Below are 16,251 nucleotides of genomic sequence, written 5' to 3' on the forward strand. Positions count from 1 at the left end.
CACCACCCCCCAAAAGACCGGGGGGAGGCGGTGAAAAGGGGGGATGAACCGGTGCAAATCTCCAACGGGGAGCGCCCGCCCTTATCCCTGAAATACAAAACGCCCGATGCGGTGCATCGGGCGTTTTGAGACTGAAACAGGTGTAAACCTATTTCAGGACTAGACACAGATCAAAAGATCGCAGCCTACGGCAGCTCCACATGGATTACCGGTAGGAGCTGCCGTAGGCTGCGATCTTTTGTTTTTACTCGGATGCAACCGTCACACTCTCCAACCGATACCCATACCCATAAATCGTCAGCAACTGCCAACCGCGATCCGCCGTCAGTCCCAGCTTGTTGCGCAGGCGATAAATGTGCGTATCCAGCGGCCGTGACGAAGCGACTTCTTCGTGGGGCCAGAAGCGTTCGTACAGGTACTCCCGCGACAATGGCCGACCCAGGTTACTGAACAGGCAGCGCGCCAGGCGGTATTCACGCTCCGTCATGACCACTGCCTTGCCCTCGCGGGTGACGCTCAGTTCGGCGTCGTCGAAGGTCAGGTCATTGAAACTCAGGACTTCAGCAGCGCTGCTACGTTGCTGGCTGTGCCGGCGCAGTACGGCGGCGACTCGGGCTTTCAGCTCGTTGGGGCGGAACGGTTTGCTGACGTAATCATCGGCACCGGCGTTCAGCGCCTGGACGATATCGCTTTCGCCGTCGCGGCTGGTCAGCATGATCGCGGCGGGCGGCGCCTCCATGTGTTCGCGGGTCCAGCGCAGCAGCGCCAGGCCGGACAGGTCGGGCAGTTGCCAGTCGAGGATCAGCAGGTCGAAGGTGTCCCGCCGCAATTGGCGCAACAGGTCCTCGCCCCGTTCAAAGCTGTGCAACGACCAAGGCTGGTCTCCCTCCGCAGCCATCTGCTGCAGGGTTTGCTCGACCCGACGCAGTTCGGCGGGTTCATCGTCCAGTATCGCAACGCGCATACGCGTGGGTTCCTTGTTGCTTGAGCAGTGGCCGGCAACCCTGAAGGCTCGGCCTGTGCGGTAAAAGTAAGCAGTCCACCATCGGTCGACGTCCGCTATGATTCTTCGGATCTACATCCTCAGACCTGTGGCCCATGAAACCATTCACTGTCCCCTGCCCTGTTTGTCATGAATAGCCCGCGTCGGCGTGAAAGCCGCGAGCCAAGTCAGGTCCAGCGTCTGTTTCGACGGCTGGTGCGTGAGTGGTTGTGGATAAGTCTAGTGCTGTTGCCGCTGACTGCCTTGTTGTCGTATCGCGCGCAGATCAATCTGCACGACGTGGTACCGATGTGGAGCGCGTTGCTTTCGGTAGGGCTGGTAGCCTGCGTACTCGGATTGCTGCTGTGGCGCCCGCGCTGGGCGATCTGGGTGACATCGTGCGGTGTGGCTTGTGTGCTGCTGGCTAGCGCCGGGCTGGCGGAAGTTCGACACTGGTGGTCACCGACTCCAGCGGCGCTGGGCATGTTGTTCGGCTACCTGATCTGGAACTGGCGGCGCCTGAGTGTGGTGCTGACGTATTTTGGCTGGGAGCTGGCCCGACTGGACCGCGAGCCGAAAGTATTTCCCGAGCGGCGCCGTGCGCAATTCACCAGCGCTGATCAGCTGCAGGGCCAGATCATGGCACTGGAGCAAGCCATGAGCCGCACCCGCGATACCCGGCGTTTCATTGCCGACGGTCTGGAATACCTGCCGGTGGCGACGCTGATCAGCGATCCCAAGGGGCAGATTCTGCTGGGAAACCGCAAGGCCCGGGTATTGTTCGATGACCCGCTGGTCGGTGACTATGTTCTCGAGCAACTGGCCCGCCTCGGTTATCCGGAATTGTCCACAGAACCACTTCCGGCGCTGTCGGACCTGACGCTGCTGGAGTTTCGCGATCACAAGGAACGCAGTTTGCGTCTGGAACGGGCGGCTTTGCTGCCGGTGGATGGCGATACTCCCATCGGCTGGCTGCTGAGCCTCACCGATCTGAGCGCCGAACGCGCCGCAGAAGAACAGCGTGGGGTCTTGCTGCGGTTCCTTTCCCACGATCTGCGCGCCCCGCATTCGGCGATTTTGGCCCTGCTCGATGTACATCGCCATCAAGCCGGCGCGGATTCACCGCTGTTCGAGCAGATCGAGCGCCAGGTACGCCGGGCGCTCGATCTGACTGACGGTTTCGTTCTGCTGGCGCGAGCCGAGTCCGAGGCTTATCAGTTCCAGCCCAGTCTGTTCGCGATGCTGGTGCTGGACGTACTGGATCAGGCGCTGCCCATTGCTCAGCAGAAAAGCATCAAACTGCTGCACACGATGGACGAACAATCCCAGGAGCGTCTGATCAACGCTGACCAGGGCCTGCTGACCCGCGCCTTGTTCAACCTGCTGGAGAACGCCATCAAGTACAGCCCGGTCGGTACCACGATCAAGTTGAACGTCAGTTGCCAAGGTGAGTGGCTATGCTGTGAATTGACCGATCAGGGCAAAGGCATTGCCGCCGAGGAGCTGCCGGATCTGTTCACCCAGTACCGGCGCTTTTCGTCGGCGCAGGGGATTGATGGCGTCGGGTTGGGGCTGTCGATGGTCAAGGCAGTAGTCGACCATCATGGCGGTAACATCGAGTGCCACAGTATCGTCGATCAAGGCACCACGTTCCGGCTGCAGTTACCGCTGATCTGCGAGTGAACAGGCACAAAAAAACCGGCTATATCAGCCGGTTTTTTTACTTCCGAAAAAAACTTATGCACCTTTTACGGTGTTTTATGAGCTTGAGAAATATATAAGTAAATCAATCGGTTACTTTCAATATTCAGGCTTTTTCAACAAAACCGTACACAGGTTATCCACAAAATCTCAGACAGCCACCTGATCATTCGCGGCAGGCGCCTGCGGTGCTGGTGGCAGCGAACCCATTTCGCGCTGGGTCTGTTCGTTCCAGGCCTGTACCCGGTCGTTCAGCTCGGCGATGGCGCGCGGACCAGTGCCTTCGGCATACATCGGCTCACCGATAACCACGGTGATCACGCCCGGCGTCTTGCCCCAGCCGATTTTCGGCCAGAATTTGCCGGCATTGTGTGCAATCGGCAGCACCGGAAGCGCCGCATTCACCGCCAACGCGCTGCCACTGCGCGAGAACTTGCCGACGGTGCCGTAAGGAACGCGAGTGCCCTCAGGGAAGATCAATACCCAGACGTTATCCTTGAGCAGTTCATCGCCCTTGGCCGCGACTTGTTTGAGCGCCGCTTTCGGGTTGTCGCGGTCAATCGCGATCGGCCGCAGCATGGCCATGGCCCAGCCGAAGAACGGCACGTAGAGCAATTCGCGCTTGAGCACCTGGCTCAAGGGCGAGAAATAAGCAGAGAGAAAGAACGTCTCCCAGGTGCTCTGGTGGTTCGACTGAATCACGCAGGGCCGATCCGGCACATTTTCCGCGCCTTTGATCTCGTAACGAATGCCGAGAAACACCTTGGTCAACCACAAGGCGCAACGGCACCAGTACACGTTGATGAAACGATAACGCGCCTTGAACGGCAGAAAGGGCGCGATAAAAAAGCTCAGGCTGCACCACAGCAAGGCAGTAGTGCCCAGCAGCAGGTAAAAGAGAAAAATTCTGATGGCCTGCAGTATCGACATGGCGACGTTTACCGTTACGGGCGATGCCCGACTGTTCAAGCGCACTCCCGATCAATCCCTGGTCAGGAACTTCAGAAGCACTCTAGTTGTGGATAAGTTCTGCGGCAATCGCCGCCAGATCGTCAAAAATCAGGGTGCCGACCGGAAGGGTCTTGCCCAGAGTTTTTTCGCCTTTCCCGGTCTTTACCAAAACGGGCTGTGAATCGACGGCTTTGGCGGCCTCCAGGTCACCAAGGCTGTCGCCGACGAACCAGACATTCGTCAGCGTCACGTTGTAATGCGCCGCGATGGTTTGCAACATCCCCGGCTTCGGCTTGCGGCAATCGCAACCCTCGTCCGGACCATGCGGGCAGTACACGATCAGCCCGACTTCACCGCCCTGCTCCGCCACGAGCGTGCGCAGGCGCGCGTGCATGGCGTCGAGGGTGGCAAGGTCGTAATAGCCGCGAGCAATGCCCGACTGGTTGGTAGCGACCGCCACCGTCCAGCCGGCCTTGCTCAACTGCGCAATCGCCTCGATCGAGCCGGGCAGTGGAATCCACTCCTCCACCGACTTGATGTAAGCGTCGGAGTCGTAATTGATCACTCCATCCCGATCGAGAATCAGCAGTTTCAACAGCAATCCCTCAACCCAGCAGCGAAATGTCGGCAACCCCGAGGAACAGACCACGCAGACGCGCGAGCAGCGCGTAGCGGTTGGCCCGGACCTTGGCGTCTTCGGCATTGACCATCACCGCGTCGAAGAACGCATCCACCGGCTCGCGCAATGCCGCCAGACGCGCCAGCGATTCGTTGTACTGACGCGCTGCGGCCATTGGCTGCACCGCCTGATCCGCTTGCTGAATCGCCGAGTACAGCGAGAACTCGTTGGCGTTGTCGAAGTACTTGGCCTCGACCACGGTCGGCACCGAGCCTTCAACCTTGCTCAACAGGTTCGATACACGCTTGTTGACCGCCGCCAGCGCTGCCGCTTCCGGCAGTTTGCGGAAGGCCTGAACCGCTTGCACACGCTGGTCGAAGTCCAGCGCCGAACCCGGCTTCAGGGCACGTACCGACAGGTAAGTGGCGACATCGACGCCTTCGTCTTCGTAACGCGCACGCAGACGGTCGAAGATGAATTCCAGCACCGCGTCGTTCAGACCGGCAGCCTTGACCTTGGTACCGAACGCAGCCACGGCGAAAGCCACGGCGTCGTTCAGGTCCAGATCCAGTTGTTTCTCGATCAGGATGCGCAGCACGCCGAGGGCCGCACGGCGCAGGGCATACGGGTCTTTGCTGCCGGTCGGCAGCATGCCGATACCGAAGATGCCGACCAGGGTGTCGAGCTTGTCGGCGATCGCGACAGCGGCACCGGTCAAGGTCGCCGGCAGTTCAGCACCGGCACCGCGTGGCATGTACTGCTCGTTCAGCGCCAGCGCGACGTCTTCCGGCTCGCCGTCATTGAGCGCGTAGTAGTAACCGGCGACACCTTGCATCTCCGGGAACTCGCCGACCATTTCGGTGGCCAGGTCGCACTTCGACAGCAGGCCGGCACGGGCCGCCCAGGAAGCGTTGCCGCCGATCCGCGCGGCGATGTAGGCCGCGAGTTTCGAAACGCGCTCGGCCTTGTCGTAGACGCTGCCGAGTTTTTCCTGGAACACCACGTTCTTCAGGCGATCATTGAAGGCTTCGAGTTTCTGCTTCTTGTCTTGCTTGAAGAAGAACTCGGCGTCGGTCAGGCGTGGGCGAACCACTTTCTCGTTACCGGCGATGATCTGCTGTGGATCTTTGCTTTCGATGTTGGCGACGGTGATGAACCGTGGCAGCAACTTGCCGTCGGCATCCAGCAGGCAGAAGTACTTCTGGTTGTCCTGCATGGTGGTGATCAGTGCTTCCTGCGGCACGTCGAGGAAGCGTTCCTCGAACGAGCACACCAGCGGCACCGGCCATTCGACCAGCGCGGTCACTTCATCGAGCAGCGCCGGCGGCACGATCGCGGTGCCTTCCTGACGGGTTGCCAGCTCTTCAGTACGTTTGCTGATGATCTCGCGACGCTCGTTGGCATCGGCCAGGACATAAGCGGCACGCAGGTCGGCCAGGTAGCTCGATGGCGAACCGATGCGCACGCTTTCCGGGTGATGGAAACGGTGACCACGGGAGTCGCGGCCAGCCTTCTGCGCGAGGATGGTGCAGTCGATGACCTGGTCACCGAGCAGCATCACCAGCCACTGGGTCGGACGCACGAACTCTTCCTTGCGCGCACCCCAACGCATGCGTTTCGGGATCGGCAGGTCGTTCAGCGAATCTTCGACGATGGTCGGCAGCAGGCTTGCGGTTGGCTTGCCGGCGATGTTCTGGCTGTAACGCAGTTTCGGGCCGCTCTGGTCGATTTCGCTCAGCTCGACGCCGCACTTCTTGGCGAAGCCCAGGGCTGCCTGAGTCGGGTTGCCTTCAGCGTCGAAGGCGGCCTGACGTGGCGGGCCATCCAGGTTGATGCTGCGATCCGGTTGCTGGGTGGCCAGCGCGGTGATCAGCACGGCCAGACGCCGCGGTGCGGCGTAGACGGTTTTGCTTTCGTAGCTCAGGCCGGCAGCTTGCAGGCCCTTGTCGATACCGGCGAGGAACGCTTCAGCCAGGGTGTTCAGGGCTTTTGGCGGCAGTTCTTCGGTGCCCAGTTCAACCAGAAAATCTTGAGCACTCATTGTGCAGCCTCCAGCTTGGCCAGTACTTCGTCACGCAGGTCCGGGGTCGCCATCGGGAAGCCCAGCTTGGCGCGAGCCAGCAGGTAGGCTTGCGCAACGGAACGCGCCAGGGTGCGTACGCGCAGGATGTATTGCTGACGCGCGGTCACCGAGATCGCCCGGCGCGCGTCCAGCAGGTTGAAGGTGTGCGAGGCCTTCAGGACCATTTCGTAGCTTGGCAACGGCAGCGGCTGGTCGAGCTCGATCAGGCGCTTGGCTTCGCTTTCATAGAAGTCGAACAGTTCGAACAGTTTGTCGACGTTGGCGTGTTCGAAGTTGTAGGTGGACTGCTCCACTTCGTTCTGGTGGAACACGTCGCCGTAGGTCACCTTGCCGAACGGACCGTCAGCCCAGACCAGGTCGTAGACCGAATCCACGCCTTGCAGGTACATGGCCAGACGCTCCAGACCGTAGGTGATTTCACCGGTGACCGGGTAGCACTCGATGCCGCCAGCCTGCTGGAAGTAGGTGAACTGAGTCACTTCCATGCCGTTGAGCCAGACTTCCCAGCCCAGACCCCAGGCGCCGAGGGTTGGCGATTCCCAGTTGTCTTCGACGAAGCGGATGTCGTGGACCAGCGGGTCCAGGCCGACATGCTTGAGCGAGCCCAGGTACAGTTCCTGGAAGTTGTCCGGGTTCGGTTTCAGCACGACCTGGAACTGATAGTAGTGCTGCAGACGGTTCGGGTTTTCCCCGTAGCGGCCGTCAGTCGGACGGCGGCTTGGCTGCACGTACGCGGCGTTCCAGGTTTCCGGGCCGATGGCGCGCAGGAAGGTCGCGGTGTGGAAAGTGCCGGCGCCTACTTCCATATCGTAGGGCTGAAGTACCACACAACCTTGCTCGGCCCAGTATTGCTGGAGCGCGAGGATCAAGTCTTGGAAGGTACGCACGGCTGGCGTAGGCTGGCTCACGAAATTCACCTGTTTCTTGGGCTGCGATTTAAAGAGCGGGAGTATACCCGATTCAGTCGCACCTCCACCCCCTGGAGCCTTATGCCACGCTGCTTTTGGTGTACCGAAGATCCGCTGTACATGGCTTATCACGATCAGGAGTGGGGCACGCCGCTACGCGATGCGCAGGGTTTGTTCGAGTTGCTTTTGCTCGAAGGGTTCCAGGCCGGGCTGTCGTGGATCACCGTGCTGCGTAAACGCGAGCGCTACCGCGAGGTGTTGTACGGCTTCGACGTGCAGCGTGTGGCGCAGATGAGCGACGCCGAGATCGATGAACTGATGCTCGATCCGGGGATCATCCGCAACCGCCTCAAACTCAATGCCGCCCGACGCAATGCCCAGGCCTGGCTGGCGCTGGAGGACCCGGTGGCCTTCCTCTGGTCGTTCGTCGGCGGCCGACCAATCATCAATCATTTCAAGGATCGCAGCGAAGTCCCGGCGATCACCCCCGAAGCGCTGGCGATGAGCAAAGCCCTGAAAAAGGCCGGCTTCACCTTCGTTGGCCCAACCATTTGCTACGCACTGATGCAGGCTTCGGGCATGGTCATGGATCACACTCAGGACTGCGACCGCTACGCGCAGCTGGTCAACGGCGGTTAGAATGGCCGCCTCGCGCACAGCACAAAATCAGGAGTGACCTGTGGAAAAGTTTAAAGGCGCCTTGCTGGTAGGCGCTCTGCGGCTGTTTGCCCTGCTGCCATGGCGGGCCGTGCAGGCCGTGGGTTCGGCGATCGGCTGGATCATGTGGAAAACCCCCAACCGCTCCCGCGACGTGGTGCGGATCAACCTCGCCAAATGTTTTCCACAGATGGACCCGGCCGAACGTGAGCGCCTGGTCGGCCAGAGCCTCAAAGACATCGGTAAATCCCTGACCGAAAGTGCCTGCGCCTGGATCTGGCCGGCCCAGCGTTCGATCGATCTGGTGCGCGAAGTCGAAGGCCTCGACATCCTCAAGGAGGCGCTGGCCTCGGGCAAAGGCGTGGTCGGCATCACCAGCCACCTGGGCAACTGGGAAGTGCTCAACCACTTCTATTGCAGCCAGTGCAAACCGATCATTTTCTACCGCCCGCCAAAGCTCAAGGCTGTGGATGAATTACTGCGCAAGCAACGCGTGCAGCTGGGCAACAAGGTCGCTGCCTCCACCAAGGAAGGCATCCTCAGCGTCATCAAGGAAGTGCGCAAAGGTGGTGCAGTGGGCATTCCGGCTGACCCGGAACCGGCCGAATCCGCCGGGATCTTCGTGCCGTTCTTCGCCACCCAGGCGCTGACCAGTAAATTCGTGCCGAACATGCTCGCCGGCGGCAAAGCGGTCGGCGTGTTCCTGCACGCCCTGCGCCTGCCGGACGGCTCTGGCTACAAAGTGATCCTCGAAGCGGCGCCCGAGGCCATGTACAGCACCGATACCGAGGAATCCTGCGCGGCGATGAGCAAGGTGGTCGAGCGTTACGTTGCGGCGTATCCGAGTCAGTACATGTGGAGCATGAAGCGTTTCAAGAAACGTCCGCCGGGCGAAGCGCGCTGGTACTGAGCAAGTTGGCACACTCTGTGGATAACCTGTAGGAACGCCGAAGGCTGTGATCTTTTGATCTTGCTTGAGGTTATCCACAACCCGTTCATTCAAGGGCGCATAAAGATGTCCGAACAACGCAAATCCTTCCGCATCAAGATCACCCACGACAGCTTCGGCGAGTGCCTGGGGCAGACGCGCAATCTGTCGGCCACCGGCGTGTATGTGCAGCATCCGCGTCTGGCGTCATTGCCCAAGGGTGCGGTGGTTTATGGCCAGGTGCAGGATTTACCCACAGGCGCGCCGCGGGTGCGAATGGAAGTGGTGACGGTGGATGCCGAGGGCATCGGCCTGCGTTATCTCTAACTTATTGCGCCTGGCGGTCGAGCTTCTTCAGAAACACCGTCATTTCCTTCTCGGCCTGCTTGTCGCCATGGGCGCGGGCGGCTTCCAGACCTTGTTCCCACGCCTGCCGCGCGGCCGCGTGATCGCCCAGTGCGAGTTGCGCTTTGCCCAATAGCTTCCACGCCGCCGAGTACTTCGGGTCGAAACCGACACAGCGCTGGAAATGCTCGGCTGCCTTGGCGTTCTCTCCCAAATCCAGATAACCCTTGCCCAGGCCAAAGCGCAGCAATGAGTTATCCACACCCTTGGCGAGCATTTTTTCCAGGGATTCGAGCATTGATGCAGTCCTTTTCTGTGGAGTGTCAGGCGTAGATCGGTGTCAGTTACACCGCTTTCGCGAGCAAGCCCGCTCCCACATTTGGAATGCATTCCCCCTGTGGGAGCGGGCTTGCTCGCGAAGAGGCCATTACAACCGACGATATTTCTGGATCAGAAGAAGCTCAAACCCACATGAAACAGCTTCTCCACATCGCGGATATGCTTTTTATCCACAAGGAACAGAATCACATGGTCACCGGTTTCGATCACCGTATCGTCGTGGGCGATGATCACTTCTTCGTTGCGGATGATCGCGCCAATCGTGCTGCCCGGTGGCAGGCCGATTTTCTCGATCGGCCGGCCGATGACCTTGCTCGACTTCGCATCACCGTGGGCAATCGCCTCGATGGCTTCCGCCGCGCCCCGGCGCAGTGAGTGCACGCTGACGATATCGCCACGGCGTACGTGGGCCAGCAAGGTGCCGATGGTCGCCAGTTGCGGGCTGATGGCGATGTCGATGTCGCCGCCCTGGATCAGATCGACGTAAGCCGGGTTGTTGATGATCGTCATCACCTTCTTCGCGCCCAGGCGCTTGGCCAGCAGCGACGACATGATGTTGGCTTCGTCATCGTTGGTCAGCGCAAGGAAGATGTCGGCGTCGGCAATGTTCTCTTCCAGCAGCAGATCACGGTCCGAGGCGCTGCCCTGCAGCACCACGGTGCTGTCGAGGGTGTCGGAGAGATAGCGGCAGCGGGCCGGGTTCATCTCGATGATCTTCACCTGGTAGCGGCTTTCGATGGCCTCGGCCAGACGCTCGCCGATCTGCCCGCCACCGGCAATCACGATGCGCTTGTAGGTTTCGTCGAGACGGCGCATTTCGCTCATCACCGCGCGAATATTCTCACGGGCGGCGATGAAGAAGACTTCGTCATCGGCCTCGATCACCGTATCGCCCTGCGGCAGGATCGGCCGGTCGCGGCGGAAAATCGCCGCGACACGCGTCTCGACATTCGGCATGTGCTCGCGCAACTGGCGCAATTGCTGACCCACCAGCGGCCCGCCGTAATAGGCGCGCACTGCGACAAGCTGCGCCTGGCCTTCGGCGAAGTCGATCACTTGCAGCGCGCCCGGATGCTGGATCAGGCGCTTGATGTAGTTGGTCACCACCTGCTCGGGGCTGATCAGCACGTCGACCGGAATCGCTTCGTTCTGGAACAGCTGTTCTTCGCGATTGAGGTAGGACGCTTCGCGCACCCGGGCGATTTTGGTCGGGGTGTGGAACAGCGTGTGCGCGACCTGGCAGGCGACCATGTTGGTCTCGTCGCTGTTGGTCACCGCCACCAGCATATCGGCATCGTCGGCGCCGGCCTGACGCAGCACCGACGGCAGCGAGCCGCGGCCCTGAATGGTGCGGATGTCGAGACGGTCGCCGAGGTCGCGCAGGCGTTCGCCATCGGTGTCGACCACGGTGATGTCGTTGGCTTCGCTCGCCAGGTGTTCAGCCAGCGAACCGCCGACCTGCCCCGCACCGAGGATGATGATTTTCATCCAGTCACTCCGTTGAATCCGTTTAGCCGCGCGCGGCAGCGATCTTGATCAGCTTGGCGTAGTAGAACCCGTCATGCCCGCCCTGTTGGGCCAGCAATTGGCGACCATGGGGCTGTTTGATCCCGGCCGTAGTTGCCAGATCCAATTCGCGGGCACCGGGCGTGCGTTCAAGGAACGCGGCGATAACTTCGGTGTTCTCGGTGGGCAAGGTCGAGCAAGTGGCGTAGAGCAGGATGCCGCCGACTTCGAGGGTTTTCCACAGGGCGTCGAGCAGCTCGCCTTGCAGTTGCGCGAGGGCAGCGATGTCGTCCGGCTGACGGGTCAGCTTGATGTCCGGATGGCGGCGGATCACGCCGGTGGCCGAGCACGGCGCGTCGAGCAGGATGCGCTGGAACGGCTTGCCGTCCCACCATGCTGCGGTGTCGCGGCCGTCGGCAGCGATCAGGTCGGCGCTCAGCCCCAGCCGCTCAAGGTTCTCCTTCACCCGCACCAGCCGCTTGGCTTCCAGATCCACCGCCACCACGCCGGCCAGCGCCGGTTCGGCTTCGAGGATGTGGCAGGTCTTGCCGCCCGGCGCGCAACACGCATCGAGCACGCGCTGACCCGGCGCCAGATCGAGCAGATCGGCGGCCAGTTGCGCGGCTTCGTCCTGCACGCTGATCCAGCCTTCGGCAAAACCCGTCAGGCTGCGCACGTCGGTGGCGGCTTCAAGGACGATGCCGTCGCGGCTGTAAACACAAGGCGTGGCAGCGATGCCGGCCTCGCTGAGCAAGCCGAGGTAGGCGTCGCGGCTGTGGTGCCGACGGTTGACCCGCAGGATCATCGGCGGATGCGCGTTATTCGCCGCGCAGATCGCTTCCCATTGTTCCGGCCAGAAGGCTTTCAGGGATTTTTGCAGCCAGCGCGGGTGGGCGGTGCGCACCACCGGATCGCGCTCCAGCTCGGCAAAAATCGTCTCGCTTTCGCGCTGGGCATTGCGCAGCACGGCGTTGAGCAGACCCTTGGCCCACGGCTTTTTCAGCTTGTCCGCGCAACCGACGGTTTCGCCGATGGCCGCGTGCGGCGGCACGCGGGTGTAGAGCAGTTGATAGAGACCGACCAGCAGCAATGCCTCGACATCGGCGTCGGCAGCCTTGAACGGTTTCTGCAAAAGTTTTTCCGCCAGCGCCGACAGCCGTGGCTGCCAGCGCGCGGTGCCGAACGCCAGATCCTGGGTGAAACCGCGATCACGGTCCTCGACCTTGTCCAGTTGCGCCGGCAGGGAGCTGTTGAGCGAAGCCTTGCCGCTGAGCACGGCTGCGAGTGCCTTGGCGGCGGCCAGACGCGGGTTCATTGCGCGTCCACCACGGCGCCGAGCACGGTGCCGACGGCGAATTTCTCGCGGCGGCTGTTGAACAGGTCGCTGAAGTTCAGCGCCTTGCCGCCGGGCAGCTGCAGGCGGGTCAGGCACAGCGCCTGCTCACCGCAGGCGACGATCAGGCCGTCCTTGCTGGCGCTGAGTATTTCACCCGGTGCGCCTTTGCCGTCAACCAGCGTCGCGACCAATACCTTCAGCGCTTCACCGTTGAGGGTGCTGTGGGTAATCGGCCATGGGTTGAAGGCACGCACCAGGCGCTCCAGTTCAACCGCCGGACGGCTCCAGTCGAGGCGCGCTTCGTCCTTGTTCAGTTTGTGGGCGTAGGTGGCGAGCTCGTCGTTCTGCACTTCGCCTTCGAGGGTTCCAGCGGCCAGGCCGGCAATTGCCTGAACCACGGCGGGCGGGCCCATTTCGGCGAGGCGGTCGTGCAGCGTGCCACCGGTGTCATCGGCGCTGATCGGGGTCACGACCTTGAGCAGCATCGGCCCGGTGTCGAGGCCGGCTTCCATGCGCATCACGGTCACGCCGCTTTCGGCATCACCGTGTTCCACGGCGCGCTGGATCGGCGCCGCACCGCGCCAGCGTGGCAGCAGCGAGGCGTGGCTGTTGATGCAGCCCAGACGCGGAATATCCAGCACCGCTTGCGGCAGGATCAGGCCGTAGGCGACCACCACCAGCAAGTCCGGTTTCAGCGCGGCCAGCTCGGCTTGAGCGTCAGCGTTGCGCAGGGTCGGCGGCTGCAACACCTGGATATTATTTTCCAGGGCCAACTGTTTGACCGGGCTCGGCATCAGTTTTTGCCCGCGACCGGCCGGACGATCCGGTTGGGTGTAGACCGCAACGATCTCGTAAGGGCTGTTCAGCAGGGCCTTGAGGTGTTCGGCGGCAAATTCCGGGGTACCGGCAAAAACGATGCGCAGTGGCTCAGTCATGAAGGGCGTCTCATAAAAAGAAAAAGGCTTGCCGCAGCAAGCCTTTGAAGGAGGGCATCAAGCGTTCTGGCGATGCAGCTTTTCCAGTTTCTTCTTGATCCGGTCGCGTTTGAGCGTGGACAGGTAATCGACGAACAACTTGCCGTTGAGGTGGTCGCATTCGTGCTGGATGCACACCGCGAGCAGGCCTTCGGCGATCAGTTCGTAAGGCTGGCCGTCGCGGTCCAGCGCTTTGATTTTGACCTTCTGCGGGCGGTCGACGTTTTCGTAGAAGCCCGGCACCGACAGGCAGCCTTCCTGGTACTGATCCATCTCGTCGGTCAGCGATTCGAACTCGGGGTTGATGAACACCCGGGGCTCGGTGCGGTCTTCGGAAAGGTCCATCACGACGATACGTTTGTGCACGTTGACCTGGGTCGCGGCGAGGCCGATGCCCGGCGCTTCATACATTGTTTCAAACATGTCATCGACCAACTGACGCACTTCGTCGTCCACTACTGCCACAGGCTTGGCGATAGTACGCAGACGCGGGTCCGGAAATTCGAGGATGTTTAAAATGGCCATAGGCTGATTGCTGCACGTATTGAGTAAAGTCGGGTCGATGGCCTGGCAGGTCCGAAGATGCAGGCTACCGTTGTGAAGCGTAGCTAATGCAATTTGCAGTAGCGAGCCACGGGGACTCTGACGGTTCACGCGAACGCACATGATAAAGGGATTCGCTGCATGAGGAAAACACTACTCGCCCTGCTGCTTCTGGCTTCGGCCGCGGCTGCGCAAGGGCAAGTGCAACTCAGGGATGGTTTTCCACAGCAATACACGGTGGTTTCGGGAGACACCCTCTGGGACATTTCCGGCAAATACCTGCGCGAGCCCTGGCAATGGCCACAGCTGTGGCGGGCCAATCCGCAAATCGAAAACCCCAACCTGATCTACCCCGGCGACACGCTGACGCTCCGTTACGTCAACGGCCAGCCGCAGCTGACCCTCAATCGCGGCGAGTCACGGGGCACCATCAAGCTGTCGCCACGCATCCGCACCAGCCCGGTGGCGGAGGCGATTCCGAGCATTCCGCTGAAATCGATCAACAGTTTCCTGCTGAGCAACCGCATCGTCGACAAGGTCGAGGACTTCGACAAGGCGCCGTATATCGTCGCCGGCGATGCCGAGCGCGTGTTGAGTGGCACTGGCGACCGGATCTTCGCCCGTGGCCACTTCGACCCGAATCAACCGGTGTACGGCATCTTCCGCCAGGGCAAGGTCTACACCGACCCGCAGACCAAGGAGTTTCTCGGGATCAACGCCGACGATATCGGTGGCGGTGAAATCGTCGCCACCGAAGGCGACGTCGCCACCCTCGCCCTGCAACGCACCACCCAGGAAGTACGTCTGGGCGATCGTCTGTTCAGCGGCGAAGAGCGCTCGATCAATTCGACTTTCATGCCCAGCGCCCCGAGCACCAGCATCAACGGCCTTATCATCGACGTGCCGCGCGGCGTCACGCAGATCGGCGTGATGGACGTGGTCACCCTGAACAAAGGCAAGCGCGACGGTCTGGCCGAAGGCAATGTGCTGGTGGTGATGAAAACCGGGGAAACCGTGCGCGACCGGGTCACCGGCCAGCCGCTGAAAATTCCCGATGAACGGGCCGGTCTGCTGATGGTGTTCCGCACCTACGACAAGCTCAGTTACGGCCTCGTACTCAACGCATCGCGCTCGCTGGCGGTGCTCGACAAGGTGCGAAATCCTTAGCAGGCTTAACAAGTTACCAACAGAGTTATCCACAGCTTGTTCCGAATGGTTCGGGACTTATAACGATCAAGGATGATCCACGATGCTGTCTGCCTGTACGCCGGTTTCCCCTGCGGAACTGGAAGCGCGTTTGCGCCTGCACCGCTTGCCGGAAATCGGCCCGAAACGTTTTGCCAAACTGCTTGAAGCCTTCGGCTCGGCGTCAAAAGCCCTGAGCGCACCGGCCAGTGCCTGGCGTGCGCTGGGGTTGCCGGCGGCGTCGGCCGAGGCCCGGCGCAACCCTGAAGTGCGCGACGGCGCCAGCCATGCATTGCGCTGGCTAGAGCGGCCCGGCCAGCATCTATTGATGTTGGACCAGGCGGATTATCCGGCGCTGCTGGCGCAGATCCCTGACCCGCCACCGCTGTTGTTCGTCGCCGGTGATCCGCTGATTCTGGAAAAACCGCAACTGGCGATGGTCGGCAGTCGCAGTGCTTCACGTCCGGGAATGGACACCGCCGCAGCGTTCTCCCGCAGCCTCGCCGGGGCCGGTTTCGTCATCACCAGTGGGCTGGCGCTGGGTATCGATGCGGCTGCCCATCAAGCGGCGCTGGACGTTGGCGGGCAAACCGTCGGTGTACTCGGCACCGGCCTGGAAAAGTTTTATCCACAGCGCAATCGTCGACTGGCCGACGCGATGATTGCCTCGGGCAGCGCAGTGGTTTCTGAGTTTCCACTGGACGCCGGGCCAACGGCGAGCAACTTCCCCAGGCGCAACCGGATCATCAGCGGTTTGTCCCTCGGTGTGCTGGTGGTCGAGGCGAGTGTCGCCAGCGGTTCACTGATCACCGCTCGGCTGGCGGCGGAACAGGGCCGCGAGGTGTATGCGATTCCTGGCTCGATCCATCACCCCGGCGCACGCGGTTGCCATCAGTTGATCCGCGACGGTGCGGTGCTGGTGGAAACCATCGAACACATTCTCGAAGCCCTGCGCGGCTGGCAGCATTTGCCGTTATCCACAGACCCGCCGGATTCCGCGCATCCCTTGCTTGATCTGCTGCACGCCGCGCCGCACACCAGCGAAGCCTTGGTCGAGAGCAGCGGCTGGGCGTTGCCCAAAGTCCTCGCGGCGCTCACCGAGCTGGAAATGGACGGCCGCGCAGTGTGTGAAAACGGTCGCTGGCTGGCGAGGACACGCTAGGTTTTACAGGGAAGATCGGTAAACTGCGCAAA

At 61.4% G+C, this 16,251-nt stretch carries 16 protein-coding genes and 1 pseudogene; 7 read left to right on the top strand and 10 right to left on the bottom strand.

Translation table 11 applies throughout. From position 1 onward, the window contains the following. Positions 1-129, top strand: a pseudogene (locus LVD08_RS24490) (IS3 family transposase); the annotation flags it as partial. 115 nt (positions 130-244) lie between these two features. On the opposite strand, the gene LVD08_RS24495 reads toward LVD08_RS24490, so the two are convergent. Then, on the bottom strand, positions 245-964 hold the full coding sequence (locus LVD08_RS24495) for a response regulator transcription factor (RefSeq protein WP_134785067.1): 720 nt from the start codon (positions 962-964) through the stop codon (positions 245-247). Positions 965-1,132: 168 nt separating this feature from the next. On the opposite strand from LVD08_RS24495, the gene LVD08_RS24500 reads away from it, so the two are divergent. Next, positions 1,133-2,665, top strand: a complete 1,533-nt coding sequence (locus tag LVD08_RS24500; protein WP_247269463.1) for a sensor histidine kinase — start codon at positions 1,133-1,135, stop codon at positions 2,663-2,665. 168 nt (positions 2,666-2,833) lie between these two features. Here the strand turns inward: LVD08_RS24500 and LVD08_RS24505 are convergent, their stop codons facing one another. From LVD08_RS24505 to glyQ, 4 genes are all read right to left on the bottom strand, one after another. After that, positions 2,834-3,613 carry a lysophospholipid acyltransferase family protein gene (locus LVD08_RS24505; protein WP_027610279.1) on the bottom strand — a complete coding sequence of 260 codons (780 nt, stop codon included), beginning with the start codon at positions 3,611-3,613 and terminating at the stop codon, positions 2,834-2,836. Between the two features lie 82 nt (positions 3,614-3,695). After that, positions 3,696-4,235: a D-glycero-beta-D-manno-heptose 1,7-bisphosphate 7-phosphatase gene (gene gmhB, locus LVD08_RS24510; RefSeq protein ID WP_167797055.1), complete on the bottom strand. Its 540-nt coding sequence runs from the start codon at positions 4,233-4,235 to the stop codon at positions 3,696-3,698. A 4-nt stretch (positions 4,236-4,239) separates the two neighbouring features. Continuing rightward, positions 4,240-6,294 carry a glycine--tRNA ligase subunit beta gene (gene glyS, locus LVD08_RS24515; RefSeq protein ID WP_103367979.1) on the bottom strand — a complete coding sequence of 685 codons (2,055 nt, stop codon included), beginning with the start codon at positions 6,292-6,294 and terminating at the stop codon, positions 4,240-4,242. Next, positions 6,291-7,244 (bottom strand): glycine--tRNA ligase subunit alpha, encoded by a 954-nt coding sequence (gene glyQ, locus LVD08_RS24520; RefSeq protein WP_003187265.1) that lies wholly within the window; start codon positions 7,242-7,244, stop codon positions 6,291-6,293. Before glyQ ends, glyS begins: the two co-directional genes overlap by 4 nt. 81 nt (positions 7,245-7,325) lie before the next feature. On the opposite strand from glyQ, the gene LVD08_RS24525 reads away from it, so the two are divergent. The 3 genes from LVD08_RS24525 (at position 7,326) to LVD08_RS24535 (ending at position 9,156) form a co-directional block, all read left to right on the top strand. Then, the gene (locus tag LVD08_RS24525) at positions 7,326-7,883 is read left to right on the top strand and encodes a DNA-3-methyladenine glycosylase I (RefSeq protein WP_098966431.1); all 558 of its coding nucleotides are present in this window, start codon (positions 7,326-7,328) and stop codon (positions 7,881-7,883) included. 40 nt (positions 7,884-7,923) lie between these two features. Next, positions 7,924-8,811 carry a lysophospholipid acyltransferase gene (locus LVD08_RS24530; RefSeq protein WP_003220227.1) on the top strand — a complete coding sequence of 296 codons (888 nt, stop codon included), beginning with the start codon at positions 7,924-7,926 and terminating at the stop codon, positions 8,809-8,811. Between the two features lie 105 nt (positions 8,812-8,916). Beyond that, positions 8,917-9,156 carry a PilZ domain-containing protein gene (locus tag LVD08_RS24535; RefSeq protein WP_007960749.1) on the top strand — a complete coding sequence of 80 codons (240 nt, stop codon included), beginning with the start codon at positions 8,917-8,919 and terminating at the stop codon, positions 9,154-9,156. 1 nt (position 9,157) lies between these two features. Here the strand turns inward: LVD08_RS24535 and LVD08_RS24540 are convergent, their stop codons facing one another. The 5 genes from LVD08_RS24540 to def form a co-directional block, all read right to left on the bottom strand. Next, the gene (locus tag LVD08_RS24540; protein ID WP_027610275.1) at positions 9,158-9,472 is read right to left on the bottom strand and encodes a tetratricopeptide repeat protein; all 315 of its coding nucleotides are present in this window, start codon (positions 9,470-9,472) and stop codon (positions 9,158-9,160) included. 152 nt (positions 9,473-9,624) lie between these two features. Beyond that, positions 9,625-11,001 (bottom strand): Trk system potassium transporter TrkA, encoded by a 1,377-nt coding sequence (gene trkA, locus LVD08_RS24545; RefSeq protein ID WP_003220233.1) that lies wholly within the window; start codon positions 10,999-11,001, stop codon positions 9,625-9,627. Between the two features lie 22 nt (positions 11,002-11,023). After that, positions 11,024-12,334: a 16S rRNA (cytosine(967)-C(5))-methyltransferase RsmB gene (gene rsmB, locus LVD08_RS24550; RefSeq protein WP_247269464.1), complete on the bottom strand. Its 1,311-nt coding sequence runs from the start codon at positions 12,332-12,334 to the stop codon at positions 11,024-11,026. Beyond that, complete coding sequence (gene fmt / locus LVD08_RS24555) at positions 12,331-13,290, bottom strand: methionyl-tRNA formyltransferase (RefSeq protein ID WP_247269465.1); 960 nt, start codon at positions 13,288-13,290, stop codon at positions 12,331-12,333. Before fmt ends, rsmB begins: the two co-directional genes overlap by 4 nt. A 57-nt stretch (positions 13,291-13,347) precedes the next feature. Beyond that, positions 13,348-13,854: a peptide deformylase gene (def, locus tag LVD08_RS24560; RefSeq protein ID WP_027610272.1), complete on the bottom strand. Its 507-nt coding sequence runs from the start codon at positions 13,852-13,854 to the stop codon at positions 13,348-13,350. Between the two features lie 159 nt (positions 13,855-14,013). On the opposite strand from def, the gene LVD08_RS24565 reads away from it, so the two are divergent. Then, on the top strand, positions 14,014-15,039 hold the full coding sequence (locus LVD08_RS24565; protein WP_247269466.1) for a LysM peptidoglycan-binding domain-containing protein: 1,026 nt from the start codon (positions 14,014-14,016) through the stop codon (positions 15,037-15,039). 82 nt (positions 15,040-15,121) lie between these two features. After that, positions 15,122-16,219, top strand: coding sequence for a DNA-processing protein DprA (dprA, locus tag LVD08_RS24570; RefSeq protein WP_247269467.1), 1,098 nt, complete (start codon positions 15,122-15,124; stop codon positions 16,217-16,219). The last annotated feature ends 32 nt before the right edge of the window (positions 16,220-16,251 follow it).

The organism is Pseudomonas sp. YL2, from assembly GCF_023063025.1.
Taxonomy (GTDB): Bacteria; Pseudomonadota; Gammaproteobacteria; order Pseudomonadales; family Pseudomonadaceae; genus Aquipseudomonas; species Aquipseudomonas putida_A.

Bases quoted from the DNA above. Each gene is read 5' to 3' on its own strand.
- LVD08_RS24525 (WP_098966431.1), top strand. From the start codon at position 7,326: ATGCCACGCTGCTTTTGGTGTACCGAAGATCCGCTGTACATGGCTTAT.
- LVD08_RS24565 (WP_247269466.1), top strand. From the start codon at position 14,014: ATGAGGAAAACACTACTCGCCCTGCTGCTTCTGGCTTCGGCCGCGGCT.
- LVD08_RS24535 (WP_007960749.1), top strand. From the start codon at position 8,917: ATGTCCGAACAACGCAAATCCTTCCGCATCAAGATCACCCACGACAGC.
- def (WP_027610272.1), bottom strand. From the start codon at position 13,854: ATGGCCATTTTAAACATCCTCGAATTTCCGGACCCGCGTCTGCGTACT.
- LVD08_RS24505 (WP_027610279.1), bottom strand. From the start codon at position 3,613: ATGTCGATACTGCAGGCCATCAGAATTTTTCTCTTTTACCTGCTGCTG.
- rsmB (WP_247269464.1), bottom strand. From the start codon at position 12,334: ATGAACCCGCGTCTGGCCGCCGCCAAGGCACTCGCAGCCGTGCTCAGC.
- LVD08_RS24500 (WP_247269463.1), top strand. From the start codon at position 1,133: ATGAATAGCCCGCGTCGGCGTGAAAGCCGCGAGCCAAGTCAGGTCCAG.
- fmt (WP_247269465.1), bottom strand. From the start codon at position 13,290: ATGACTGAGCCACTGCGCATCGTTTTTGCCGGTACCCCGGAATTTGCC.
- LVD08_RS24495 (WP_134785067.1), bottom strand. From the start codon at position 964: ATGCGCGTTGCGATACTGGACGATGAACCCGCCGAACTGCGTCGGGTC.
- LVD08_RS24540 (WP_027610275.1), bottom strand. From the start codon at position 9,472: ATGCTCGAATCCCTGGAAAAAATGCTCGCCAAGGGTGTGGATAACTCA.
- glyS (WP_103367979.1), bottom strand. From the start codon at position 6,294: ATGAGTGCTCAAGATTTTCTGGTTGAACTGGGCACCGAAGAACTGCCG.
- trkA (WP_003220233.1), bottom strand. From the start codon at position 11,001: ATGAAAATCATCATCCTCGGTGCGGGGCAGGTCGGCGGTTCGCTGGCT.
- dprA (WP_247269467.1), top strand. From the start codon at position 15,122: ATGCTGTCTGCCTGTACGCCGGTTTCCCCTGCGGAACTGGAAGCGCGT.